Origin of the sequence: Streptomyces fradiae ATCC 10745 = DSM 40063 (genome assembly GCF_008704425.1) — a bacterium.
GTDB classification, from domain to species: domain Bacteria; phylum Actinomycetota; class Actinomycetes; order Streptomycetales; family Streptomycetaceae; genus Streptomyces; species Streptomyces fradiae.
This window is the reverse complement of sequence record NZ_CP023696.1, coordinates 383,745-407,046: the sequence shown is the minus strand read 5'-3', so window position 1 is coordinate 407,046 and position 23,302 is coordinate 383,745. Positions and strand designations below refer to the sequence as shown.

General features: G+C 75.9%; 22 protein-coding genes and 2 pseudogenes. 14 read left to right on the top strand and 10 right to left on the bottom strand.

What is annotated here, in order from left to right; genetic code table 11:
• Window positions 1–96 precede the first annotated feature (96 nt).
• From CP974_RS01760 to CP974_RS01750, 3 genes and pseudogenes are all read right to left on the bottom strand, one after another.
• Window positions 97–1,449 (bottom strand): cellulase family glycosylhydrolase, encoded by a 1,353-nt coding sequence (locus tag CP974_RS01760; RefSeq protein ID WP_031132677.1) that lies wholly within the window; start codon window positions 1,447–1,449, stop codon window positions 97–99.
• A gap of 480 nt (window positions 1,450–1,929) precedes the next feature.
• Complete coding sequence (gene manA, locus CP974_RS01755; RefSeq protein ID WP_051839552.1) at window positions 1,930–3,168, bottom strand: mannose-6-phosphate isomerase, class I; 1,239 nt, start codon at window positions 3,166–3,168, stop codon at window positions 1,930–1,932.
• Between the two features lie 575 nt (window positions 3,169–3,743).
• A pseudogene (locus tag CP974_RS01750) lies at window positions 3,744–4,703 on the bottom strand (ROK family protein); the annotation flags it as partial.
• A gap of 237 nt (window positions 4,704–4,940) precedes the next feature.
• Between CP974_RS01750 and CP974_RS29935 the strand changes: the two are divergent.
• Together CP974_RS29935 and CP974_RS29930 are read left to right on the top strand one after the other, a co-directional pair.
• A pseudogene (locus CP974_RS29935) lies at window positions 4,941–5,225 on the top strand (family 1 glycosylhydrolase); the annotation flags it as partial.
• Window positions 5,220–5,450, top strand: a complete 231-nt coding sequence (locus tag CP974_RS29930) for a family 1 glycosylhydrolase (RefSeq protein ID WP_223844505.1) — start codon at window positions 5,220–5,222, stop codon at window positions 5,448–5,450. The pseudogene CP974_RS29935 and the gene CP974_RS29930, both read left to right, overlap by 6 nt.
• 203 nt (window positions 5,451–5,653) lie before the next feature.
• Here the strand turns inward: CP974_RS29930 and CP974_RS01740 are convergent, their stop codons facing one another.
• The gene (locus tag CP974_RS01740; RefSeq protein WP_051839400.1) at window positions 5,654–6,277 is read right to left on the bottom strand and encodes a GNAT family N-acetyltransferase; all 624 of its coding nucleotides are present in this window, start codon (window positions 6,275–6,277) and stop codon (window positions 5,654–5,656) included.
• A 193-nt stretch (window positions 6,278–6,470) separates the two neighbouring features.
• Between CP974_RS01740 and CP974_RS01735 the strand changes: the two genes are divergently transcribed.
• From CP974_RS01735 to CP974_RS01725, 3 genes are all read left to right on the top strand, one after another.
• Window positions 6,471–7,337, top strand: a complete 867-nt coding sequence (locus tag CP974_RS01735) for a GNAT family N-acetyltransferase (protein WP_031131638.1) — start codon at window positions 6,471–6,473, stop codon at window positions 7,335–7,337.
• A gap of 194 nt (window positions 7,338–7,531) precedes the next feature.
• Window positions 7,532–7,975 (top strand): DUF3093 domain-containing protein, encoded by a 444-nt coding sequence (locus CP974_RS01730; RefSeq protein WP_031131636.1) that lies wholly within the window; start codon window positions 7,532–7,534, stop codon window positions 7,973–7,975.
• A 275-nt stretch (window positions 7,976–8,250) separates the two neighbouring features.
• Window positions 8,251–8,886, top strand: coding sequence for a pentapeptide repeat-containing protein (locus CP974_RS01725; protein ID WP_078915592.1), 636 nt, complete (start codon window positions 8,251–8,253; stop codon window positions 8,884–8,886).
• Window positions 8,887–9,120: 234 nt separating this feature from the next.
• Here the strand turns inward: CP974_RS01725 and CP974_RS01720 are convergent, their stop codons facing one another.
• On the bottom strand, window positions 9,121–10,038 hold the full coding sequence (locus CP974_RS01720) for a TioE family transcriptional regulator (protein WP_031131632.1): 918 nt from the start codon (window positions 10,036–10,038) through the stop codon (window positions 9,121–9,123).
• Window positions 10,039–10,096: 58 nt separating this feature from the next.
• Between CP974_RS01720 and CP974_RS01715 the strand changes: the two genes are divergently transcribed.
• From CP974_RS01715 to CP974_RS01705, 3 genes are all read left to right on the top strand, one after another.
• The gene (locus CP974_RS01715) at window positions 10,097–11,299 is read left to right on the top strand and encodes an erythromycin esterase family protein (RefSeq protein ID WP_031131630.1); all 1,203 of its coding nucleotides are present in this window, start codon (window positions 10,097–10,099) and stop codon (window positions 11,297–11,299) included.
• A gap of 85 nt (window positions 11,300–11,384) precedes the next feature.
• On the top strand, window positions 11,385–11,870 hold the full coding sequence (locus CP974_RS01710) for a TetR/AcrR family transcriptional regulator (RefSeq protein ID WP_037937839.1): 486 nt from the start codon (window positions 11,385–11,387) through the stop codon (window positions 11,868–11,870).
• Window position 11,871: 1 nt separating this feature from the next.
• Window positions 11,872–12,234 (top strand): hypothetical protein, encoded by a 363-nt coding sequence (locus CP974_RS01705; protein WP_031131627.1) that lies wholly within the window; start codon window positions 11,872–11,874, stop codon window positions 12,232–12,234.
• Window positions 12,235–12,312: 78 nt separating this feature from the next.
• Here CP974_RS01705 and CP974_RS01700 read toward each other — a convergent pair whose 3' ends face one another.
• Both CP974_RS01700 and CP974_RS01695 read right to left on the bottom strand, forming a co-directional pair.
• Window positions 12,313–12,573 carry a GlsB/YeaQ/YmgE family stress response membrane protein gene (locus CP974_RS01700; RefSeq protein ID WP_069975275.1) on the bottom strand — a complete coding sequence of 87 codons (261 nt, stop codon included), beginning with the start codon at window positions 12,571–12,573 and terminating at the stop codon, window positions 12,313–12,315.
• Window positions 12,574–12,861: 288 nt separating this feature from the next.
• A complete protein-coding gene (locus CP974_RS01695; RefSeq protein WP_051839399.1) occupies window positions 12,862–14,562 on the bottom strand; it encodes a RecQ family ATP-dependent DNA helicase in 1,701 nt (566 codons plus the stop codon).
• Between the two features lie 500 nt (window positions 14,563–15,062).
• Between CP974_RS01695 and CP974_RS01690 the strand changes: the two genes are divergently transcribed.
• The gene (locus tag CP974_RS01690; RefSeq protein WP_031131623.1) at window positions 15,063–16,280 is read left to right on the top strand and encodes an MFS transporter; all 1,218 of its coding nucleotides are present in this window, start codon (window positions 15,063–15,065) and stop codon (window positions 16,278–16,280) included.
• A gap of 3 nt (window positions 16,281–16,283) precedes the next feature.
• Here the strand turns inward: CP974_RS01690 and CP974_RS01685 are convergent, their stop codons facing one another.
• A complete protein-coding gene (locus CP974_RS01685; protein WP_051839397.1) occupies window positions 16,284–16,682 on the bottom strand; it encodes a nuclear transport factor 2 family protein in 399 nt (132 codons plus the stop codon).
• Between the two features lie 220 nt (window positions 16,683–16,902).
• The gene (locus tag CP974_RS01680) at window positions 16,903–17,310 is read right to left on the bottom strand and encodes a RidA family protein (RefSeq protein ID WP_031131620.1); all 408 of its coding nucleotides are present in this window, start codon (window positions 17,308–17,310) and stop codon (window positions 16,903–16,905) included.
• Between the two features lie 115 nt (window positions 17,311–17,425).
• On the opposite strand from CP974_RS01680, the gene CP974_RS01675 reads away from it, so the two are divergent.
• The 5 genes from CP974_RS01675 (at window position 17,426) to CP974_RS01655 (ending at window position 21,963) form a co-directional block, all read left to right on the top strand.
• Window positions 17,426–17,806, top strand: a complete 381-nt coding sequence (locus CP974_RS01675) for a winged helix-turn-helix transcriptional regulator (protein ID WP_031131618.1) — start codon at window positions 17,426–17,428, stop codon at window positions 17,804–17,806.
• A 274-nt stretch (window positions 17,807–18,080) separates the two neighbouring features.
• Window positions 18,081–18,932 carry a restriction endonuclease gene (locus tag CP974_RS01670; protein ID WP_037937837.1) on the top strand — a complete coding sequence of 284 codons (852 nt, stop codon included), beginning with the start codon at window positions 18,081–18,083 and terminating at the stop codon, window positions 18,930–18,932.
• A 127-nt stretch (window positions 18,933–19,059) separates the two neighbouring features.
• Window positions 19,060–19,731, top strand: a complete 672-nt coding sequence (locus CP974_RS01665; protein WP_031131615.1) for a ribonuclease H family protein — start codon at window positions 19,060–19,062, stop codon at window positions 19,729–19,731.
• Between the two features lie 435 nt (window positions 19,732–20,166).
• Window positions 20,167–20,658 carry a hypothetical protein gene (locus tag CP974_RS01660; protein ID WP_223844498.1) on the top strand — a complete coding sequence of 164 codons (492 nt, stop codon included), beginning with the start codon at window positions 20,167–20,169 and terminating at the stop codon, window positions 20,656–20,658.
• 342 nt (window positions 20,659–21,000) lie between these two features.
• Window positions 21,001–21,963, top strand: a complete 963-nt coding sequence (locus CP974_RS01655; protein ID WP_031131612.1) for a GNAT family N-acetyltransferase — start codon at window positions 21,001–21,003, stop codon at window positions 21,961–21,963.
• A gap of 117 nt (window positions 21,964–22,080) precedes the next feature.
• Here CP974_RS01655 and CP974_RS01650 read toward each other — a convergent pair whose 3' ends face one another.
• Window positions 22,081–23,259 (bottom strand): chitinase, encoded by a 1,179-nt coding sequence (locus CP974_RS01650; protein WP_223844497.1) that lies wholly within the window; start codon window positions 23,257–23,259, stop codon window positions 22,081–22,083.
• Window positions 23,260–23,302: the final 43 nt, after the last annotated feature.

The window sequence follows — 23,302 nt, the reverse complement described above, 5'->3', positions numbered from 1 at the left end:
GTGTGCGCTCGGGCGCGGAACCGCCCCGCCCGCCGGGGACGGGGCGGTGCCGCGCAGGGTGTGCCCCGTGCTCCGGAGCCGGTGCGCCGCGCGGTGTCAGCTCCCGGCGCAGGCGGCGCCGTTGAGGCTGAAGGACGACGGCACGCCGTTGGCGCCGGCCGAGGAGCCGTTGAAGCCGAAGCTCACCGTGCCGCCGGCCGGGATGGTGGCGTTCCACGACTCGTTGACGGCGCGGACCTGGCGGCCTTCCTGGGTCGCCCGGGCGTTCCAGACGGAGTGGACGCGCTGCTCGCCGGTGAAGGCGAACTCGAGCCGCCACCCCTCGACGGCCGCGGTGCCGGTGTTGCGTACGGTCACGTCCGTGTTGAACCAGTCGCCCCAGTCGCTGACGCGGTAGTCGACCGCGCAGCCCCCGGCGGGGTTCTCGCCCGGGCCGGAACCGAAGACGCTCGCCTCACGCGCGGTCTCCCGGATGCCGTCGGGGCCGTGGAAGACGCGGTTGCCCCAGCCGGTGAGCCGGGAGGCGTCGAAGCCGGTGGCCATGTCGAGGTACTCGACGCCGCCGCCGTTGCCGCTCCAGGACCATCCGAGGTAGCCCACGCCGAGCTGCCGGGCGGCCGCCATGATGGCGTTCTCGTCCGGGTCGCCGTCCGAGTGGGCGTCGCCGAACTCGCCCACCACGATGGGCAGCCGCTGGGATATGAACCGGTTCAGGTAGTCGTTCACCTCCGCCGCCGTGTCGTAGACCCCGTACATGTGGATGGAGAACACGGTGTTGCGGTCCGGATCGGCGGCGAAGACCTGCGCGGCGTTGTCCCGCATGGTGTGCGACCAGTCCTGGCCCCAGTTGGGCGCGTCGACCATCAGGGTGTGGCCGAACCCGGACGCCCGCATGCGCGCGACGGCGTTCCGCGTGTCCGCCGTCCAGGCCTCGTAACCGGAATTGCCGTGCGGCTCGTTGCCCAGGTTGACGACGACGTACTTCTCCTGACCCCGCAGGGCGTCCGCGACACTCACCCAGTAGTCCACGGCGCGCGACAGCGGCACCGCCCCGGCCTGCTCGCCGTAGCCGGTCGTGTCGTGCGCCTCCAGGACGCACACCAGCCGGTTCTGCCGGCACTGGGCGACGATCGAGGCGACGTCAGCCGTCCCGGTCTTCGTCCAGCGGTCCCCCGTCGCCAGGACGACCCGCACCGAGTTGGCGCCGAGCGCCTTGATGTCCTTGAGGGCCTTCGGCGTCCTCGCGGGATACCAGGCGTGGGCGTGGTTCACCCCGCGCAGGACGAAGTCCTCGCCGTTCGCGTCCAGCAGGCGGCCGTCCCGCACGTGGAACCCAGCCGCGGCCCGCGGCGCCGTCGGCGTGTCCGCCTGGGCGGCGGGCGGGGCGGCCAGCAGTGAGGCCGCCATGGCCAGCAGCGCTCCCGCCGCGGTGGCCAGTCTTCTTCTCATCGATGCTCCCAGGGTGGTGGCCGGCGCGGGTGGGGGTGTGGTGCGCTTTCCACCCGCGCCGGAACGCTGTTCGGTACGGACCGTGCGCCTCGGCCGGCTCGGGGCCCCGCCTCGCGGCCGGACCCCGCGCACCCCCGGCGGGCCGTGGAGGCCGGAACGGGAGTGCGGGAGCCGGGAGGGTCATCCCGCCGGCCGCCCGGCTGTGCGTGCGCGGCTCGCGCCGGGTGGCGGGACGTGCGTGTGCGTACGCGTGCTCACGCGTGCTCACGCGTGCCGGGAGGCGCGCCGCCTTTTCCCCTACCTTCCCGTTCGCTTTCCCCGGCTTTCCCCGGCTTTCCCGGCTTTCCGGTGGTCCTCCGGAGGATTCGGCGGTGTGGCGGGAAATCGCGCGAGTGGCGGCGGCGCCTCGGGCCGGCGGCTTGGACAGAGATTAGAAGCAGAGATGCGGCCGGACAACCGTATGGACCAAACCGGTTAAGTTTAGTGGCGGTTCAGTTTGCGCCGGAGTGTGGGTACGGGCGTGGGGGCGGCGGCCGGGGCGGGGACGGTGACGCGGAAGAGCGTCCCCCGGCCCGATGCCCGCACCTCCTCTCCGGCGGGCGCGTACACCGACCGGCCCGGTGTGAGCGCCGCCTGCTCCGCCACCCCGGCCACGTCGACCCGGCCCTCCGTGCAGACGAAGATCTGCGGGGCGTCCCCGCGCAGCGCACGGGCGCCGCTCCGCCCGTCGAGCACCAGGCGGGACAGCCGGAAGTCGTCGACCGGCACCGGGTACACCTGCTCACCGTCCCCGCCCCGCACCGGACGCGGCTCCTCGGGCTCGCCGGCCGCGAACCGGACCACACGCAGCAGCTCGGGCACGTCCACGTGCTTCCCCGTCAGTCCGCAGCGCAGCACGTTGTCGGAGGCCGCCATGACCTCCAGGCCGAGGCCGCGCAGATACGCGTGCGGCACCCCGGCGCCGAGGAACAGGGCCTCACCGGGCGCCAGCCGCACATACCGCAGCATCAGCGCGGCGAGCACCCCCGGGTCGCCCGGACGGGCGCGGGCGACCCGGTCGTACGCCGCGCACGCCTCCCGCCAGGGGCCGGGCCGCCCGGCCGCCGTCGCCAGCGCGCCGGCGACGGCGGCCACCAGGCCCGGCGGCGGCGCCAGGAACGCCGAGAACGCCTCCCGCAGCGCCCGCTCTCCGGGGCCGGCGCGCAGCCCGGCCGAGAAACCGGCCAGCTCCGCCACTCCGAGGGCGTCCAGCAGGTCGGCGCACTGCCGCGGCGGGCGGAAGCCGCACAGGCCCTCGAACGGGCCGAGCGCGACGACCATCTCCGGCTTGTGCTGCGCGTCCCGGTAGTTGCGGTGCGGCGCGTCGAGCGGGACGCCCTCGGCGTCCTCCCGCGCGTACCCGGCCGCCGCCTGCGCGGCGTCGGGGTGCACCTGGAGCGACAGCGGGGCGTCGGCCGCCAGCAGCTTGACGAGGAACGGCAGGCGCGGGCCGAAGCGCCGCAGGAGCGCGTCGCCCAGCTCGCCGGCCGGGTCGGCGGCGATGACCTCGTCGAGGGGCCGCAGGCCCCCCGCCCGTTCCACCAGGGAAGGGGCGACGGGGTGGGCGCCCATCCACAGCTCGGCCTGCGGGGTCCCGTCGGGGGCTTCGCCCGTCAGGTCCGGCAGCGCGGTGGTCGAGCCCCAGGCGTAGCGGCGTACGGAGGTGTGGAGACGGTCCACGTGGCGGGCTTCCTTTTGGTCGCGGGGTGCGGGTCGCGGGTCGCGGGGCGTGGGCGTGGGGCGTGGTTCTCGCGGGGGAGGGGAGCGGGTGAGGGTCGCGCGCGGGGGCGCGTGGAGGCGCGGGGGCGTGCGGCGGGGCCCGGGCCTGCGGGGGCGTAGCGAGGTGCGGGGCGCCGCGCGGGGGCCGGCATGGCCGGTCCCGTCGGCGGCCGCGGCTCTCGGGTGCGCCTGTCCGTGAGAGGGAGGGGATGGGGTGGGGGAGGCGGGGGTGGGTGCGCGGGGCGGCGACCGGGGCGGGGTCGCGCGGTGCGGGACCGTACGGCGAGCCGTCAGGGTTCCACCGTGGCGGCCTTGGCGCCCTTGGCGGCTGTGCCGTTCGTGGCGTGGTGCCCGTGCGTGCCGGGACAGGGGGCGCCGCTGCCGGTCGCCCCGTTCCCGTCGCCGCCCCCGATGCCGGTTCCGCCTCCGGCGGTACCGGGGTGCGGCCCGGCCGGGTGGCGCGCACCGCCCATGCCGCAGGGGGTGCCGTGCGAGCCCGGAACGCCGCGGGGCCCGGACGGGGCCACGGCGCCACGCGCCCCCGCCGGGCCGGACGTATCCGCCGCGCCGGGCGCCGCCGCTGCCGCTGCCGCGCCGATGAGGCCGGCGTCGAGGGCGAGTCCGGCCGGGACGATCGGCAGATCCCGTACGAAGTCGAGCACCGCGTAGTCCGCCATCCGCCGCCGCAGCGGCCCGAACAGTGTGTCACCGGCCTGCGCCACCCCTCCACCGACGACCACCAGGTCCAGCTCGACGAGGGCCGCCGTCGCGGCGATGGCCGCCGCCAGTGCCCGCGCGGCCCGCTCGTACGCGCCCCGCGCCGGCGCGTCGCCCCTCCGGGCGGCACGGGCGACGGCCGCGGCGGTCACCGGCCCGCCGTCGGGCGGCGTCCAACCCGCCGCCGCGGCGTACGCGGCGATCGCCGTGCCGCTGGCCAGGCGCTCCACGCAGCCGCGGGCGCCGCAGGGGCAGACGGGCCCGTTCAGATCGACCGAGATGTGGCCGATGTGCCCGGCGTTGCCCGTGCGCCCCGTGTGCAGGCGCCCGCCGAGGACGAGGCCGCCGCCGACACCGGTGGAGACGACCATGCACAGGGCGCTGTCGACGCCGCGGGCGGCGCCCAGCCAGTGCTCGGCCGCCGTCATGGCGACGGCGTCCCCGACCAGGACCGGGGCCACACCGGACGGCACCCGGGGATGCGCGCGCACCCGTTCGACGAGGGGGAAGCCGCGCCAGCCGGGGAGGTTGACGGGGCTCACGGTCCCGGCGGCGGTGTCGACGGGGCCCGCGCTCGCGATGCCGAGGCAGTTCAGCGACCGCCAGGCCGGATGCGCGGAGAGCTCGTCCAGGACCGCCGTGACGGTGGCCATCAGGACCTCGGCGGGCTCACGGGCGGGTGTGGGGCGCTGCGTCCGGGTGACGACCCGGCCCTCGGGGTCCACGAGCGCGCCGGCGATCTTGGTGCCGCCGATGTCGAGTGCTCCGTACACGGCCATCGATGCAGTCCTCCCCAAAGTGTCCCTCCCCGGGCTCGGCGTCCCGGGGGAGGACCACTCTGCCGGTGCTTGACAACGTTGTCTAGCCGGAAGTGGCGAGTTTAGCGGTCGTTTAGCAACGAACTATGCAGAGCCAGCGGTAAACCTGTACAGAACCGGTTCAGTGCTCCAGCATCGTTCGCCGTGACGTCGTTCCTCACTCCGCACAGGAGTCCCGTGCCCGCCAACCCCGCCCCCATCCCCTCCGGCTCCTCGGTCACCCCGGTCCTTCCGGCCTTCTCTCCCCCTCCGTCCTTCCCTCCCCGCTTCGTCTTCGGTGCCGTCACCGCCGCCTACCAGATCGAGGGCGCCGTCCGGGAGGGCGGACGCGGCCCCTCCGTCTGGGACACGCTCGCGCGGCGCCCCGGAGCGGTCCTCGGTGGCGACAGCGGTGAGGTCGCCTGCGACCACTGCCACCGCTACCCCGAGGACGTCGCCCTGCTGCGGGGACTGGGCGTCGACTCGTACCGGTTCTCCGTGAGCCGGCACGACAACTTCGAGTGGACGTACGGCTACAGCAAGCGCTTCGGCCTCGGGCACGTCGACCACGCCACCCAGCGGCGCACGCCGAAGGACAGCCACCACGGGTACCGGATCTTCATCGTCGGCAGTCGGCAGTCGGCAGTCGGCAGTCGGCGCGCGGCACCCGGACGCCCCCGGCGGCCCGCTCGCCCGGCCCGGCCCGTGCCCTGTACGCCCCGGCCGTGACGCCCCGACCGCCGTGACCGGTCCGTACGGGCCTCCACGACCGGTCCGGGAGCCGGCCCCCGGCGGCCGGGCCCCCTCAGACCCGCTAGCGGCCCCCCCCGTCGCCCAGACGGACGTCCGGCCCCCGTCTGACGCCCGCCCCCTGTCTGACGTCCCGCCCCCGTCAGGCGCCCGAGCCCTCCGTCAGGCGCCCGAGCCCCCCGTCAGGCGTCCGAGCCGCCCCCGACCCCCCGGGCGCGACGGCGCTCCAGCCTCTCCCACTCGGGGCGGAGCAGCGAGTGGACGGCGAGGTCGTGGCGGCGGCCACGGTGGAAGCAGGCGGCTCGGCTGACCCCCTCCCGCACGAACCCGGACCGGGCCAGGGCAGCGAGGGCGGGCGCGTTCGAGGTGTGCGTCTCGGCCACGAGGCGGTGGAGCGGCAGCTCGCCGAACGCCAGGTCCACCAGGGCGTCCAGCGCGTCGGTGCCGTAGCCCCGCCCGCGGTGCTCGACGGCCGTCATCAGTTCGACCTCCGCCGAGCCGTTGACCATGTCCTGGTCGCTCAGCGCGGCATACCCGACGGGCGTGCCGGCGGGGAGGAGGACGAGGAAGTCGTCGCGGGAGTCGTCCTCCGCGTCGCGCTCGACGCGCTCGCGCAGCGCGCCGAGCGAGCGCGGCCAGATCCCCAACTCGTGGGCGGCCACGGGGTCGGACCGCCACCGGTGCAGCAGCTCGGCGTCGTCGACCTCCACCACCGCGAGCCCGACGGAGCGCCCGCGCACGCAGACGACGCGGTCGGCCTCCGTCTCGTCCCCGCCACAGTCCGCGTTCGCGTCACCCGTTGTCATGTGCCGGATGGTAGAGCCGCCTTCGCGGGGTCGGCCACCGCGTTCTTCTCCGTGCAGCGCGGCCCACGGGGATCACCGTGGGCCGCGCGGCGCCGCGCCACGTCGCGGAGCCGAGCCGTCCTCAGCGCCCGTCACCGGCCGTGCCCCGGCGGCCGACGCTTCCCCGTGGCGGGCCCATCGGGGACCATGGAGGATGCGCCCGGATCACTGGCACCTCACCGACGACGTCCACGGCTTCCTCGCCCGCGCGGGGGACTTCCTCCGTTCGCGCCCCGCGTCGCACACCATGCTGCTGACGGTCACCGAGCGGATGCGCACGAGCGGTGCGGCCGCGGACGGCACCCTGTTCGGCGTGTGGGAGCGGGACGGCGCGGTCGGTGCCGTCTGCTACCGGCGTGCGCCCACCCACCGGCTGAGTGTCTCCTCCCTCACCCGCGAGCAGGCGGACACCCTGGCCACCCGCCTCGACGGCACCGGCCTGCGCCTGTCCGGCGTCACCGGGGACCAGGACTCGGCCGCCGCGTTCGCCGGCGCGTGGCAGCGCCGCACCGGCGCGGTGCCCGCCCTCGGCACGCGACTGCACCTCTACCGCCTCGGCACGCTCACCCCGCCCCGGCCCGCGCCGGAAGGCCGGGGCCGCCTCGCCGGGGAGGAGGACCTCGAACAGGTGGTCCGCTGGTGCGGTGGGTTCCTCGCGGACGTCGGTGAGGAACCGGCACCGACCTGGGGCCAGTCGCGCTTCGCGGACAAGCGCTTCACCTTCTGGGAGACCCCGGACGGCGTTCCCGTCTCCATGGCGGGGGCGACGTCGCTGGTCGGCGGCATGATCCGGGTGGATCCCGTCTACACCCCTGCGCATCTGCGCGGGCGGGGCCACGCGGGGGCCGTGACGGTCGAGGTGACCCGGGCCGCACCGGCCGAGGGGGCGGCGGAGATCGTCCTGTTCACCGACCCGGCCAACCCCACCAGCAACGCCCTCTACCAGCGCGTCGGCTACGTCCGCGTCACCGACTTCGCCGTCTACGGCTTCTCCCGCCCGGCGCCGGCGCCGGCGTCGTGAGTCGGCACCGGCACCGTGAGTCGGCATCGTGAGCCGGCTGGTGGGCGAGCGGCCGATCAGCCGGGCGCGGCGAGCGGCCCGCAGCCGGTCCGGCACCCCGGACCGACGGGCCGTCACCCGAGCGGCCCCGTGCGTTCCCGCCGCGACCGGGAGGTGGTGCGCGGTGCGACCGAGGGGGCTGACAAGGTGGGGCCATGCGTCTGTACGAAGAACGTCTCGGCGTACCGAGAAGGTGGTTCGGGCCCGCCGTCCTGCTGGGTGTGATGGCGGCCGTCGTGCTGCTCCCCCTCGGCCTCGCGGTCGCCGCCGCGGGGCTCGGCACGGCGCTGGCCCTCACCGCACTCGGGCTGCGTCTCTACGGAGCCGCCCGCATCGAGGTGACGGGTACTCACCTCATCGCGGGCACACTGCGCTTCCCCCTCGGCTCGCTCGGCCTCGCGGAGATCCTCGACGCCGAGGAGGCGTTCCTCTGGCGCACCCGGAGGGCCGACGTACGGTCTGTGATGCTGCTGCGCAGCTACGTGCCGACCGCGCTGCGCATCGAACTGCACGACCCGGACGACCCCGCGCCGTACCTCCTGCTCTCCACCCGGCAGCCGACCACGCTCATGGCCGTCCTGGCGTTCGCCCGCCGCTGAGGGCTGAACGGCGGAAGGGCTGACGTTCAGCCGCTGTGCGCTCTCGCTCACGCGCCGCGCCGGGTCCACACCTTCCGCGGACCGGGCGCGCACGGGCGGCCCGCATCGCCGACCGGCCCCGACCGCCTCGCGGGTGCGTTCGGGGGCGCGTTCGCGGTCCGCGCCGCCCCGGACCACCTACCGTCGGTGCTACCCGGTCCGCCCCGGTCCGCGCCGCGCACCGGAGGCCCGCCCCCGCCGCCGTCGCGGGGCCCGAACGAGAGGTTCACGTCACCGTGAGCAGCAGGCGCAGCCGCCCGAACGCCGGGCCGCCCCGGCCGCCCGCCCCCGACCCGGAGCGGGTGATCGCGGAGGAGGACTGGTACGGCCGGGAGGTCACCGGGCGGACGTACACGCGGTACTCGTTCGTCGACACCGACTGGACGGAGATCCGCACCGAGAACGCCGTCTTCGACGCGTGCGTCTTCTCCGGCGTACGGTTCAACGCCTCCCGCCACACCGGCACCGCCTTCACCAACTGCACGTTCCAGCGGTGCACGCTCTTCGACACCGCGTTCACCGACTGCAAGCTGGTCGGCAGCCACTTCCAGGGGTGCGAGTTCACGCTCCTCGCGGTACGCGGCGGCGACTGGTCCTTCACCGCCCTGCCCGGCGCGAAACTGAACCGGGCGGGCTTCGACCGGGTCCGGATGCGCGAGGCCGACCTGACGGGCGCCGACCTGACCGGGGCGGAGGTCACCGGCTGCGACCTGTCCGGCTCGGCGCTGCGCGGCTGCGTGCTGAACGGGGCGGACCTGCGGGGCAGCGACCTCTCCGCCCTCGACCCGCGCACCGCCGACCTGGCGGGTGCCCGGATCGACCTGGGGCAGGCCGCCGTCATCGCGGCGGCGCTGGGCTGCCGCGTGGAGTGAGCGGTACGCGGCCGGGCCCGGCACGGGCCGACGGGTGGCGGCACCGGAGCCGTACCACCCCGCACCCGGTGCGACGACCCCGCACCCGGTGCGACGACCCCGCGTTCCCTGCCGCCCTGCCGCCCTGCCGCCCTGCCTGGGCGCCCGCGTGCCGGCGGGTGGCTCGCCGTGCGAGTCCGGCGGCTCCTCGTGCCCGCCCGGCGGCTCGGCCGCGGACGTCCCGCCGTGGGCGGCTCACCCGCGGGCGCGGAGGTACGCCTCCAGCTCCGCCGCGCCGGCCAGCAGCGCCCGCCCGCGCGCGGACAGCCGGGCGTGCCAGTCGCGCAGCGTGCCCTCCAGCGGTTCCAGCCCGCCCGCCGCCCGCACCCGGTCGAGCAGCGGCGCGATCCGCTCCAGCGGGTAGCCGCCCCGCCGGAGCTGATGGACCAGCCGGGCGTCCCGCACGGCGGCCTCGTCGTAGACGCGGTACCCGGTCCGCGGGTCGCGCGGCGGGCGCACCAGCCCGGCGCCCTCCCACGCGCGCAGCGTCGCGGGCCTGACGCCCAGCTTCCGGGCCAGCGGCCCGATGAACGTACCGCCGCCGGACGGGAACGCGGCCCCGGCGCCCGTCCCGGTGTTCAGTCCCGGCCCGGAGCCGGCCCCCGCGCCACGTCCTGGCCGCAGCCCCACACCCGTGCCCGGCCCGCCCCCCGGCTGAGCACCCGACCCCGATCCGCCTCCCGGCCGCGCGCCCGAACCTCCCTCCGGGACACCCGCCCCGGAACCGCCCCCCGCCCCTCCGCCCGCGGTCCGCTCCAGTTCGCGCAGGGCGCTCTCCACGGCCTGGAGGGTGCGCCGGTCGTCGAGGAGCTGGGCGTGGCTTCCGTCGACCAGGCGGAACGCCTCGTCGTCCGCGCCCCCGTTCACCGCCCGCATGATCGCCGCCGCCGTGCCGTGGCCGTGGCCGGGCACCAGGGCCAGGAACGCGCTCAGGGCCGCCGCGTGCAGCGGCGTGTAGACGCGGTAGCCGGAGGCCGTGCGCTGCGCGGCGGGGAGGATGCCGGCCTCCTCGTAGTTCCGTACCGCCTGCGTGGACAGACCGTGCGCGCGAGCCAGGTCGACCGGCCTCAGCCGGTCCCTGCCCCCGAGATCGCTTTGAAGGTTTCGCCCCATCCTTCCGACGATACCGCGCAAAAGTCTCCACCGTGGCTTCAACGATAGCGTTGAAGCCATGGCAACAGACACCAAGGACCTCGCCCGTCCCGCCGGGGCCACCGCCCTCATGGAGCTGCTCCCCTCCCGCCCCCGCCTGCTCGGCCTCGGTGAGCCCACCCACCGCGAGGAGGCCCTCCTCGACCTGCGTAACGACCTCGTCCGGCAGCTCGTCGAGGAGGAGGGCTACCGGACCCTCGCGATCGAGAGCGACTGCCTGCGGGGGCTCGTCGTGGACGAGTACGTCACCCACGGCACGGGCACGCTCGACGAAGCCCTGGAGCAGGGGTTCAGCCACGAGTGGGGTGCCTGCGCGGGCAACCGCGACCTCGTCCGCTGGATGCGCGCCCGCAACGCCGCCCTGCCCGAGCCCGAGCGGATCCGCTTCGCCGGGATCGACGGCCCGCTGGAGATCACCGGCGCCGAGAGCCCCCGCCGGGCCCTCACCGCGCTCCACGGCTACCTCGCGGCGCGCCTCGACGCCGGCCTGCTGCCCTGCACCGCGCAGACCCTCGACCGCCTGCTCGGCCCCGACGACCGGTGGACCGACCCGGCCGCGATGACGGACCCCTCCCGGTCCGTGGGGCGCACGGCCGACGCCGGCCGGCTGCGGCTGCTCGCCGACGAACTGGCCGCGCTCCTCGACGAGCAGACGCCCCACCTGCTCGCCGCGACCTCGCGCGACGCCCTGGACCGGGCGCGCCTGCACGGCCGCACCGCCCTCGGCCTGCTCCGCTACCACCACTGGATGGCCGACCGCTCACCGGCTCGCATGGCCCGGCTGGTGGGCGTGCGCGACCACATGATGGCCGGCAACCTCCTCGCGCTCGCCCGCCGGGGCCCCACCCTCGTCCATGCCCACAACTCCCACCTCCAGCGCTGGAGGAGCGCGGTGCGGATGTGGCAGGGGCCCGTGGAGTGGTGGAGCGCCGGCGCCCTGGTCGCCGCCGAACTCGGCGAGGGGTACGCCTTCGTCGCGACGGCCCTCGGCACCATCCGGCACCAGGGCGTGGACGCGCCGCCGCCGGACAGCGTCGAGGGGCTCCTGTACGCGCTGCCGGAGGACCGCTGCGTCGTCGACCCCGCGCGGCTGGCCGCCGCACTGCGGGACGCGCCGCCACAGCCCCGGGTCTCCCCGTGGTTCGGGTACGCCCCGCTCGACCCGCACCACCTGGAGGAGTGCGACGGGCTGCTGTTCGTGAAGGACCTGCCGCGGAGATGAACGCCGACCGCGGCCGAGCCGGCCGCCACCGATTAAGGAACGATCGTTCTTGACCGATCGTTCCTTAATCGCGTACGGTCGGGCCATGGGACGACCACGCGCCTTCGACGCCGACCAGGCCGTCAGCACCGCCGCCGCCCTCTTCGCCACCCACGGCTACGAGGGCACCTCGGTGGACGACCTGGTCGCCGCCACCGGCATCCACCGGGGCAGCCTCTACAAGGTGTTCGGGTCCAAGCGGAACCTGCACCTGACCGCCCTGCGCGGCCACCTCGACCACGAGATCCGCCCGGCGGCCGCCGCCATCGCCGCGCTCACGCACCCCGGACGGGCGACGGCGGCGGCCGTCGCCTCGTTCGACGGCGGCCCGGCCGCCGGACTCCTCCTGCTCGCCGCCGCCGAACGAGCCCCCCACGACCCCGAGGTCGCCGCGCTGGTCGCGGAGGGCTTCGCCGCACTGGAGGACGCCCTGCGCGCCTCCCACGGCGACGCCGCCCCCGAGGTCGCCTCCACCGTCCTCGGCGCCCGCCTGCGGCTGCGCGCCGGACTGACCGCCTCCAAGGAGCACTGACATGGCCAGGATCGCCGTCGACCGCGAGAACCGCCTGCTGACCGCCGAGTTCGAGGGGCTCGACAAGCTCTGGGCCGTCAAGAGCCGCCTGGAGATCCCGCTCGCCCATGTGCGCGGCGCCACCCACGACCCGGGCATGGCCCGCGAGCCGAAGGGCATCCGCGTCGCCGGCACGCACTTCCCCGGCGTCGTCACCGCAGGGCGCTTCCGGCGCGGGGGAGAGCGCTTCTTCTGGAGCGTCAAGAACCCCGAGAAGGCGGTGGTGATCGAACTCGCCGACGACGAGTCCTACGACCGCCTCGTCATCGAGGTCGACGACCCCCGCGCCACGGTGGCCCTCATCGAGAACGCCCTCACCCGCTGACCCGTCCCGGCCCCCCGACGCCGCCGGGGCCCGCACCGTTCGGTGCGGGCCCCGGCGGGACTTCGGCGCGCGGGCGCGTCACGCGTGGCGCCGCGACCACAGAGGGGTGACGAAGGCGATGAGCGCCGCGGCGACACCGATCTGGAGGATGTGCCGGATCCAGTCGACGCCGCCCGTGTCCCGCACGCCGAACGCGGAGGCGAGCGCGTTGCCCACGACGGCGCCGCCGATGCCCAGGAGCACCGTCAGCCACAGCGGAATCGGCTGACGCCCCGGCAGCACCAGCTTGGCCAGCAGACCGATGACCAGACCCGCGACGATGGCCCACAGGAACGACACGACGACTCCTTCCGTCCAACGGCCCGACCATCGGGCCCCCTCCACGTGCCCGCCCCCCGCCCCCCTAAGCCTCCCCGTTTCCCGCCGCGTTCCGCCCCGCGTTCCACGCCGCCCCGCGTTCCACGCCGCCCCGCGTTCCACGCCGCCCCGCGTTCCGCGCCGCGCCGCGCCGCGCCGCGCCCACCGCCGGGCGGCGAAGCGAGGTGGGGACCCGAAGGCGAGGGAGTGCGGCGCGGTACGAAGAGGCGCCCCCGGCCCCGGCGGTCTCCGGCGATCGTCGGCGGAGGATCAGCCGGGACGGACGGTGAGGAGGTTCCGGGTGGTGACGGTGGGGAGGGACAGGGTGCGGTAGCCCATGGAGTCGAACAGCACGGTGATCCGGTCGCCCTCCTCGCTCATCACCGTGCCGTCGCCCCACTCGCGGTGCCGGACGGGCGTGCCCGGCGGGTACGGGCTCGCGGCGGGGGGTCCGGCCGCGGTCTCGGGCGCCTCGGCCACGCCCTCCGCCGGGGTGCCCCGCGCGGGGTCGGGGGACCTCGCGGCGAGGCACACGTCGCAGTTGCCGCAGGGCGCCTCGTACTCCTCGCCGAAGTACCCGAGCAGGAAGCGGCGGCGGCACCCCCGGCTCTCCGCGTACGCCCGCACCATAGCCAGCCGCGACTCCTCCAGCCGCCTGTGCGCCTCGGCGGCCCGCGTCGCCCGCTCGGTCGCGGCGCCGGCGGACACGCCTGGTTCGGCGCGCACCCGTCCGCGGTCGTCGGTGCGGACCGCGCCCGCCTGCTCCAGCAGGTTGGCGGCGGCCGTCACCCGGCGCCGGGACAGGTCGGTCTCCTCGCCGACCTCGTCCAGCCCCATGGGGCCCTCCTGGTCGTGGACGGCCTCCGCGACCTCGCCCAGCGTCTCCTCGCCGGGGGTACGGGCGGCGAACATCCTCCGCAGCCCGCTGTCGCCGGGCCGGTAGTGCAGGACCGCCAGCGCCGGCCCGCCGTCGCGCCCGGCCCGCCCGATCTCCTGGTAGTACGCGTCGAGGGAGCCGGGCAGGGAGGCGTGCAGCACGAACCGCACGTCCTCCTTGTCGATGCCCATGCCGAACGCCGAGGTGGCCACCACCACGTCCGCCCGCCCCTCCAGGAACGCGCCGTGCACGCGCGAGCGCTCCGAAGGGCGCAGCCCGGCGTGGTAGGCGGCGGCGAGCAGGCCCAGCCCGGCGAGTTCGGCCGCGTACTCCTCCGCGTCCCTGCGCGTCGCGGTGTACACCAGGCCCGGCTTGGGCTCCGCCGCCGCCCGCTCCACCACCGCCCGGCGCCGCTCCGCCTCCTCGGCGAAGCGGCGGACCTCCAGGGTGATCCCCGGCCGGTCGAACCCCGCCACGACCTGCGCGGCGTCATCCCCCATCCCCAGCCGCCGCACGATCTCCGCGCGCACCGGCGGGGAGGCGGTCGCGGTCAGCGCGACCACGGTCGGCCTGCCGACCCGCCGCACCGCGTGCGCCAGGCGCAGGTAGTCCGGGCGGAAGTCGTGGCCCCACGCGGCGACGCACTGCGCCTCGTCCACCACGAACAGCGACGGCCGGGCCTCCGCGAGCCGGTCGAGGACCTCCTCCTTGGCGAGCTGCTCGGGGGAGAGGAAGAGGTACTCGGCCTCCCCGTGCCGTACGGCGTCCCAGGCGGCCTGCGTCTCCCCGGACCGCTGCGCCGAGTTCACGGCCACCGCGTCCGGGCGGCCGTGCCCGAGGAGCCCGGCGATCTGGTCCCGCTGCAGGGCGATGAGCGGGGAGACCACGACGGTCGGCCCGGCCATCGCCAGCCCGGCCACCTGGTACACCGCCGACTTGCCCGCCCCGGTCGGCATGACCACCAGCGTGTCGCGGCCCGCCAGCACCGCCTCCATGGCGGTCAGCTGCCCCGGCCGCAGGGTCTTCCAGCCGAACACCTCGGCGGCGGTCCGGGTCAGCAGTTCCGCCGGGCTCTCGGCTGGCTGTGCGTCCATGGTCGTCGCCTCCCGGTGTCCGGACCGGCCGAACCCCGCCGGACGGTGGTCCCGGTGCCGGCTTCGGCCGCACGGGTGCCCGTCCCGGCGCGGGGCCTGCCGCCCCCGGTGGCGTTCCGGCCACCGGGGGCTCGGCCGGTACGTGCCCTCCGACTACCCCGTTTCGCCCCGCCGTCGCCTCCGCCACGCGGGTTGATCCCGCCATGGGGCACGGACCGCCGACCCGGCCCGGTCCGTGCCCGCGTCCGGGCGAGCCCGCCGATGCCCGCGTCCGCATGCGCCCCAGCCCGCGCCCGCTCCCACGCCCGCGCACGTGCCCGCGCCCGGCCTGGTCCGGTGCTCCGCGCGAGCCCGGCCCGGGTCCGCCCCGTCCCGGCCCTCGCCGGTGTCCCGTGCCCGCCGGGCGGCGTCGTGATCGGCCCCCACACCGTGATTGGCCCACCCGCGAGCCCCCGCATTGGCCCACACCTCTGAGCCGGTATCCGCGTACCGTCGCCGTCATGTCCCGCCTGCTGCCGCCCCCCGGGCCCCAACGCGCCCTGGCCCTCGCCCAGTTGGCCAACTCCGTGGGCGACGGCGCCTACTACGTCACCTCCGCCCTCTACTTCACCCACGTCGTCGGCCTCGCCCCCACCAGAATCGGCCTCGGCCTCACCGCCGCGTGGGCCGTCGGCTCCGTCGTCGGGGTGCCGCTCGGCCGGATCGCCGACCGCCGCGGGCCCCGCGGCACGGCTGTGCTGCTCGCCCTGGCGACCGGCGCGGCGGTCGCGTCGTTCCTGGTGGTACGGGGCTTCCTGCCGTTCCTCGCCGCCGCCTGCTGCTACGCCACCGCGCAGTCGGGCCTCGCCGCCGCCCGGCAGGCCCTGCTCGCCGGACTGGTCGCCCCGGGCGAGCGGACCGGCGCCCTCGCGTACCTCCAGTCCGCCCTCAACGCCGGCCTTGCCGTCGGCGCCGGCTTGGGCGGGATCGCCCTCACCGCCCAGGCCGGCGCCGCGTACCGCGCGGTCTTCGCGGTCGACGCCCTCAGCTTCCTCCTGTGCGCGCTCGTCCTCCTGCGGCTCCCGCCCGTCGCGCCGGCGGGCGCCCCGCCCGGAGCGCGGATCGAGGTCCTGCGGGACCGCCCGTACGCGCTCGTGGCGCTCCTCAACACCGTGCTGCTCCTGCGCATGCCGCTGCTCAGCCTGGCACTGCCGCTGTGGATCAGCGAACGCACCGGAGCCCCCGAGTGGCTGGTCTCCGTGCTGTTCGTCCTCAACACCGCCGCCGTGACCCTCTTCCAGGTCCGCACCGCACGCGCGGTCACCGGACTCACCACCGCCGTCCGCGCCATCCGCCGCTCCGGCGTCCTCGCGCTGCTCACCTGCGCGGTCTTCGCCCTCTCGGCGGGCACCCCGGCCTGGCTCGCGGTCACCGCCCTGGCCGGCGGGTCGGTCCTGCTCGTCGCCGCCGAGATGCTCCAGTCGGCGGGCTCCTGGCAGCTCGGCTTCGACCTGGCGCCCGCCGGGCGCGTCGGCGAGTACCAGGGCCTCTTCGGCGCGGGCGTCACCGTCGCCCGTACGCTCGGACCGCTGCTGCTCACCACGCTGCTGATGGAGCTGGGCACGACGGGCTGGCTGCTGCTCGGCGGGATGATCCTGGCGGCCTCGTACGCCATGGGCCCCGCCTCCCGCCGGGCCGCCGCGACCCGCCCCGCACCGGCCGCCGCACCCGCCGCCTGACCCTCAGGGCGGCCCGGTGGGCGTGCCCTGGTGGTGGAACATCTGCCGGTGACCGGGCCCCACCCGCCGCCACAGCGACGTGTGGTGGGACCGGCGCCCGCCGATGTACGCGGTGTACTTCACCATCACCAGCCCGTCCGCCAACCGCGTCCCGCGCATGTGCTCGGTCCTGATCGGTTCGCCGTCCGGATCGGTGTATGCCGCGACCCGCTCCGCCGTGCCCTCGTACCGGACCTCCGCGCCCGACGCCCCGAACTCGTGGAAGTCCGGCGCGAGGAACCGCCGGAGCCGGTCCGCGTCCGCCCGGCACGCGGGGGACGGGGTTGTGCGCTCTGCCGCCAATGCCCCGGCCACCTGCGGGTTGCCGTCCGTACCACTGCCTCCCGCGCTGATCGTCGTCATGCCTCGCAGAGGTACCACCACATCCCGTTCCGCGGCGAGGGAGATCCGACCACCCCGCCCGCGGCCCCCGTTCCGCACCCGCCCCTCCGTGACGCGAACCGCACGGACGCCGTGCCCGGCGGCCTCGTAACGGATCGGGTCGGGTGCGGCCTGCGGCCTTGGGCGGGTACCTCTCGTCCGAGGGGCCGGCGGCGGGCGGGCGCGCCGTGGCGCGGGGGCCTCAGTCGATGACCGCGGTGGCCTCGACCTCCACCAGGTGCTCGGGCACGTCCAGCGCCGCGCAGCCGATCAGCGTGGCCGGGGGCACGGGGACGGTGCCCAGTCTCGCCGCCGCCCGGCCTATCCCCTCCATGAGCAGCGGCATCTTCTCCGGCGACCAGTCGACGACGTGGACGGTCAGCTTCGCCACGTCGGAGAAGGAGGCGCCGACTCCGGCCAGGGCGGTCCCGACGTTGAGGTAGCACTGCTCGACCTGGGCGGCGAGGTCGCCTTCCCCGACCGTCGCCCCGTCGCCGTCCCAGGCGACCTGCCCGGCGACGAAGACCAGCTTCGAACCGGTCGCGACCGACACCTGCCGGTAGGCGTCGACGGCGGGCAGCCCCGCGGGGTCTACGAGTGTGATGGCCATGTTCCCTGCTTCCTCGCCGGCGGTGCGCCGTGCTCTCTTGCGGTTACCGGGAAACCGTAGGAGAGTCGCCTCCGACATGGAAGAACGCACTTTCCGGTGACGGGGGAACCTGAGGGTGACCAAGCAGTACACGGGCCTCCCCGACGAGGCGGACCTCCGGCGCGCGGACTCGCTGGCACGGGAGATCTTCACGGACGTCGCCAACAAGTGGGCGCTCCTGATCATCGAGGCGCTGGGAGAGCGCACCCGGCGCTTCAGTGAGCTGCGCGACGAGGTCGAGGGCATCAGCCACAAGATGCTCACCCAGAACCTCCGCATGCTGGAGCGCAACGGCCTGGTCGTACGGACCGTGCACGCCGTCGTGCCGCCTCGGGTCGACTACGCCCTCACCGGTCCGGGCCGGGCCCTGCGCGTGACGATCGCCGGGCTGTGCGACTGGACCCACCGCCACCTCGGCCACATCGAGGCGTCCCGCCGCCGCTTCGACGCCGTCTGACGGGCCGCCGTCTGACGGGCCGCCGTCTGACGGACCGCAGGCAGGCGGTCCGGCCGGGCTGCCGGCCGGCCGCTCGCCTGCTTCGGGCTGCTCGCCCGCCCGCGAAGTGGGGGCGGCGCCGGGAGGTTTGGCGGCGGAGAGCGCGGCCAGGCGGGGGGAGGCGGGTGTGTCGGGCCGGTGGAGGGGGGCGTGTGTGGCCGTGGTGGAGCGGGGCGACGGGCGTGCGGGACGTGTGAGGCATGTGCGGCGTGCGGGGCACGCGACGGGACGGGACGTGGTGCTGGCGGTCGGGCTGGTGGGCGCCGCCGTGGGCGGCCTGGCCCTGCTGGCCCGGACGGTGTGGACCGGGTCGTACGGGGCCTTCGGCTCCGTGGTGCTCGCTCTCGCGGTGGGCGTGGTCGTCGTGGTGGTGCGGCGGGTGGCCGCCGCCAGGGGCGACGGAGGCGCGGTGCCGTCCGCGAGGGGCGGCGCGGCGTGGGCGGGCGGGGGCGCGGCCGGGTTCGGTGACGGCGACGCGGCCGCCTCCGCCGGTGCGGCCGGCCCGGCCACCGCGTCCGGACACGGCGCGGCCGGCCCGGCGGGGCCCGGCCTGCTGGAGGACGCCCTGGCGGAGGACGGCGCCCTGGGCCGCGGGGGCGCCACCCCGGCCGATCACCTGGCAACTGCCGGTGCCGGGGCCGTACCGGCGGCCGGCGTCGGCGTGGCGGCGGTGCCCGTGCTGGACGGGGAGGCCGTGGACCACGACGCGGTGGACCCGCAGGGCTTCGAGCACACGGTCGCCGCCCTGTGCGTACGGGACGGCTGCACCCGCTCCGAGGTGTCCGGCGGGCCCGGCGACCTGGGCGCCGACGTGGTGGCGACCACACCGGACGGGCGGCGGCTGGTCGTGCAGTGCAAGCAGTACGGAGCCGGCCACCCGGTGGGCTCGGCGGACCTGCAGCGGTTCGGCGGCACCTGCTTCGCCGTCCACGAGGCGGAGGTCGCCGTCGTGGTGACCACGAGCACCTTCACCGCCCCGGCCGTCGAGTACGCCGCGGCGCTCGGCATCGTCTGCGTAGACGGTGAGGCCCTGGCGGCCTGGACCGACGGCGGCGCGCCGCCGCCCTGGGAGGAGGCCCGGCCGTGAGGCGGCGGGGTGGCGCGGCGGCCGGGGCGACGGGACCGACGCGGGCGGCCCGACCGGCGGGGCCGACGGGGCCGGAGGCGGACGGAGGCGGACGGAGCACCTGCGCGGACATGGCAGGATCGGAACAATGACGGAACGGATCATCGCCGCCTGTGACGGGGCGTGCAAGGGCAATCCCGGACCCGCGGCCTGGGCGTGGGTCGTCGCCGGTGCGGACGGGCAGGTCGTCTCCTGGGAGGCCGGGCCGCTGGGCCGGGCCACGAACAACGTCGCCGAACTGACCGCGCTGCTGCGGCTGCTGGAGGCCACCGACCCGGCGACGCCGCTGGAGGTCCGCATGGACTCCCAGTACGCCATGAAGGCCGTCACCACCTGGCTGCCGGGGTGGCGGCGCAAGGGCTGGAAGACCGCGTCCGGCTCGCCCGTGGCCAACCGGGACCTGGTCGTCGCCATCGACGGGCTGCTGACCGGCCGGGACGTGCGGTTCGTGTACACGCCGGCACACCGGGTGGACGGCGACCCCCTGAACGCCGCCGCCGACGCGGCCGCCAGCCACTCGGCGGTCAGCCAGGAGCCCGCGGGCTCGGCCGCCGGCTCGGTCCTGCCGCCGCCGGACACCCGCGAGCGCCCGCAGGCGCCCCGCCGCGCGCGCACCGCGAGCCGGGGCGCCCGGACCGGGGCCACGATCCGGGCGAAGTTCTCCGGCCGCTGCCGCTGCGGGCGCCCGTACGACAAGGGCGAGACCATCGCCAGGAACGATGCCGGCTGGGGCCACCCGGCGTGCGCGGCGGCCTCCTGACGGGGAGGAGCGGAGGGGCCCGACCGGCAGCGTCCGGCCGGAGCCGCACGGTCTGAACCGCCGTGCCGGTACTCCCATGCCGGTACTTCCCGGCCCGCGGTCTCGGGCCACGGTCCCGGGCCCGGCCCGCGGTCCCGGGCCGGTGATTTCCGAGCGGGAGTTCCAGCGGTCCCCTTCCGTCGGAGGCAGTCGCGAGATCATAGGACCGGTTCGTCGGATGAACTCGCGCGCCACGGAATTCCGGACGAAGAAGCAGGACGTCCCGACCAGCCGCGAAGTGGCAGGTCAAGGGAGGGAACATTTCTTCACCGGCACCCGGACCTGGCCCGAACCGATCCTTCCCGCAATCCTTCGGAATGCCGGGGAGGGCGCCTGGAAAACCTGGCGGTGAACATCCCGGAAAGGGATGTTCCACGACGTCGAGGAGGTATTTCCGTGCGGAAGAGGTTCAGCCGGATGTCGCTCGCGGTGGCGGCGGCCATGCTCATGGCGGCCACGACGGTGACCGGGGCAGCCGCCGCCCCCGCCGCGCCCGCCGCCCCCGCCGGGCAGGAGGCGGCGGCGCGCGGAGCCGGCCCGGCGGGCGCCCTCGCCGACGCCCGGTACGGCAAGGGCACCAGGATCTGCCGGAACCAGGCGCTGACCTCGGGGAACGGCCGGGCGGTCCTCCGTGTCCAGGAGGACGGCAACTTCGTCCTCTACAAGGACGGCCGGGCCGCCTGGCAGGCCCCCGGCGCCTGGCCCAAGGGCCACTGCGCCGTCTTCCAGCAGGACGGCAACTTCGTCCTGTACGACAGCGGCAGCAAGGCGCTGTGGGCCTCCAACACCTGGAACCGCGGCCATGTCCTCGCGGTACAGGACGACGGCAACGTCGTGGTCTACGACGGCTCCAACCGGCCCCTGTGGGCCACGAACACCGGCGACTGAGCCACCCCGCACCGGCGTCCGGTCCCGCCGGGGCCGGACGCCAGTGCGCGGACCCGGTCGGAGGCCGCGGCCCGGCCACCCCGGCCCCGCGGGTGGACGGCGGGGCCGCCTCACGGCCGCGACGAGGAGCCCGGCGCCTCCGGGTGCCAGGGGGCGTCCGCGCGCGTCGGGCGGGCGCCCGCCGAGAGGCGCAGCGCGTACACGGCCGGTCCCCGGCGGCCCCGGCGACCGGGCCGCGGCACGTCTGGCCCGTCATGCGGCACCAGGCGGGCGGGTCCCGCGGGTCGGCCGGGCCCGCGGAAATCGATTGCGGGGAACCCCGGGGCGGCCGACAGTTGCCTGATGCACTCCGAAGACCCCTTCTCCGTACGTCCGGCGACCCTGGACGACGCCCCGCTGATCTGCGGGCTGCTCAACGAGATCGACACCATCGAGACCGGTGCCCCCGACACCGAGCTGCACGACGTCGAGACCGACCTCGCCCACCCCGAGGCGGACCTCGGCCGGGACTCCTGGCTTGCCTTCCAGGACGGGCGGCTCGTCGCCTACGCCCTCGTCTGGGACGAGTCCGGGGGCGAGCGCGTCGACACCGACCACTACGTCCTGCCCGGCCACGAGGCGGCGGGCGAGCACCTGTTCGAGCTGGTGGAGCGCCGGGCCGCCGAGCGGGCGCGGGCCAACGGCGCCGACCGGGCCGTCCTCCACCTGCACCTCAACGCGCGGCCCACCACCGACGTCGGCATGCTGGCCCGCCGGGGCTGGGAGCGGGTCCGGCGCCACCATGTGATGGCCAGGCCGCTGTCGGACGGAGACCGGGCCGTTCCCGAGCCGCCCGCCGGGCTGGGCCTGCGCGACTGCGCGGACCCCGCGGACCGGCGGCGTGCCCACGCCCTGGTCCAGGAGACCTTCAGCGAGCACTTCGGCCACCAGCCGCGCACCTACGAGCAGTGGCTCGACGACATCGGCGGCGACCGCGTCGACTGGTCCCTCGTGTGGATCGCCTCGCTCGGGGCGGACGACGCGGCCGTCCTCTACTCGCGCAACGACCGGCAGAGCATGGCGTGGATCGGCCGCGTCGGCGTACGCAAGGAGTACCGGGGCCGCGGGATCGCCGGGTACCTGCTGCGGCACGCCTTCGGCACGTACGCGGCACTCGGGCGCGACACGATCGGGCTCGGCGTGGACACCCTCAACGAGTCGGGCGCCCTGCGTCTGTACGAGGCGCACGGGATGAGCACCCGGTACGCGGTGGACACCTGGGAGGTGGTCCTCCCGGTGACCCCCGCGGCGCCCTCCCCGGCGTGAGCCCGGCCCGGCCGCGTAAGGCCCGGCCGCGTACGGCCCCGTCGGGTACGGCCCCGTCGGGTACGGCCCCGCCCCGCCCGGCCGGCGGCCTTCCCGCCGGCCGGGCGGCATGGCGGGTCAACGTCCCTGCAGCGCGCGGACGTTGTCGCCGAAGGTCCAGTTCCGCGAGCCGTCCCAGTTGATGGACCACGTCATGAGGCCCTTGAGGCGGCCGCCGTACGCGTTCCACGCCTGGGCGACCGCGGCGGGCTGCATGTGGCCGCCGCCGGCGCCCGGCTGGGCGGGCAGGCCCGGCACCTGCTTGTCGTAGGGGACGCGGACGGTGGTGCCCTGCACGACGAGCCCCCGGTCGAGGCAGTCGGTCTGCGCGGTGAACCCCGCGACCGTGCCCGCCGCGTACGCGTCGCCGGAGCAGCCGTACATGCTGCCGTTGTAGTACTGCATGTTCAGCCACCACAGGCGGCCGTTGTCCGCGTACTTCTTGATGATCGGCAGGTAGGCGCCCCAGATGGAGCCGTAGACGACGCTGCCGCCGGTGACGTACGCCGTCTCCGGGGCCATGGTCAGGCCGAAGCCGGGCGGCATGCGCTCCAGGACGCCGTCGATGATGCGGATCAGGTTCGCCTGCGAGGTCGACGGGCGCCGGATGTCGCCGCTGCCGACCAGGCCGGTCTCGATGTCGATGTCGATCCCGTCGAAGTTGTACGTCTTGAGGATCGGCACGATCGTGTCGACGAACCGGTCGGCGACGGCCGTCGAGTTCAGGTCGATCCCGGCGGTGGCGCCGCCGATGGACAGCAGCACGGTGAGTCCGGCGGCCTTCGCCTCGCACATCTCGGCGGGCGTGGGCACCTTGACCGTGTTGTCCATGCCGTCCTGCCACAGGGCCGTGCCGTCCGAGCGGATCACGGGGAAGGCGGCGTTGACGACGTTGTAGCCGTGCTGCCGGATCCTCGGGTCGGTGACGGGGGTCCAGCCGAAGGGCGGGTGGACGCCGTTCGCGGCGCCGTCCCAGTTCTCCCAGTACCCCTGGAGGACCTTGCCCGCGGGCTTCGGCCTGAGCGCGCAGGTGGCGGCCGCCGGGCCGGCCGCGGTGGGGGAGGGGCGCGCCGCCAGGGCGGGGGAGGGGCGTGCCGCCTCCGCGGCCGAGGAACGCGCCGCCCAGCCCGGCGCGGAGGCCGCCGCCTCCGCGGTCGAGGGCGGCACCGCCGTCGCGGGGAGCGCCCCGCCCAGTAAGGAGGAGAGGCCCGCGACCGCGAGTCCCATGCCCAGCAGCCTTCTTCCGCGACGTGCCATCTCCGCGTCTCCCATCCCCGGGGCCGGTCGGAACCATCAGCGA

Bases quoted from the DNA above. Each gene is read 5' to 3' on its own strand.
- CP974_RS01760 (WP_031132677.1), bottom strand. From the start codon at position 1,449: ATGAGAAGAAGACTGGCCACCGCGGCGGGAGCGCTGCTGGCCATGGCG.
- CP974_RS01740 (WP_051839400.1), bottom strand. From the start codon at position 6,277: ATGACAACGGGTGACGCGAACGCGGACTGTGGCGGGGACGAGACGGAG.
- CP974_RS01735 (WP_031131638.1), top strand. From the start codon at position 6,471: ATGCGCCCGGATCACTGGCACCTCACCGACGACGTCCACGGCTTCCTC.
- CP974_RS01730 (WP_031131636.1), top strand. From the start codon at position 7,532: ATGCGTCTGTACGAAGAACGTCTCGGCGTACCGAGAAGGTGGTTCGGG.
- CP974_RS01720 (WP_031131632.1), bottom strand. From the start codon at position 10,038: ATGGGGCGAAACCTTCAAAGCGATCTCGGGGGCAGGGACCGGCTGAGG.
- CP974_RS01715 (WP_031131630.1), top strand. From the start codon at position 10,097: ATGGCAACAGACACCAAGGACCTCGCCCGTCCCGCCGGGGCCACCGCC.
- CP974_RS01710 (WP_037937839.1), top strand. From the start codon at position 11,385: ATGGGACGACCACGCGCCTTCGACGCCGACCAGGCCGTCAGCACCGCC.
- CP974_RS01705 (WP_031131627.1), top strand. From the start codon at position 11,872: ATGGCCAGGATCGCCGTCGACCGCGAGAACCGCCTGCTGACCGCCGAG.
- CP974_RS01695 (WP_051839399.1), bottom strand. From the start codon at position 14,562: ATGGACGCACAGCCAGCCGAGAGCCCGGCGGAACTGCTGACCCGGACC.
- CP974_RS01690 (WP_031131623.1), top strand. From the start codon at position 15,063: ATGTCCCGCCTGCTGCCGCCCCCCGGGCCCCAACGCGCCCTGGCCCTC.
- CP974_RS01685 (WP_051839397.1), bottom strand. From the start codon at position 16,682: ATGACGACGATCAGCGCGGGAGGCAGTGGTACGGACGGCAACCCGCAG.
- CP974_RS01680 (WP_031131620.1), bottom strand. From the start codon at position 17,310: ATGGCCATCACACTCGTAGACCCCGCGGGGCTGCCCGCCGTCGACGCC.
- CP974_RS01665 (WP_031131615.1), top strand. From the start codon at position 19,060: ATGACGGAACGGATCATCGCCGCCTGTGACGGGGCGTGCAAGGGCAAT.
- CP974_RS01655 (WP_031131612.1), top strand. From the start codon at position 21,001: ATGCACTCCGAAGACCCCTTCTCCGTACGTCCGGCGACCCTGGACGAC.
- CP974_RS01650 (WP_223844497.1), bottom strand. From the start codon at position 23,259: ATGGCACGTCGCGGAAGAAGGCTGCTGGGCATGGGACTCGCGGTCGCG.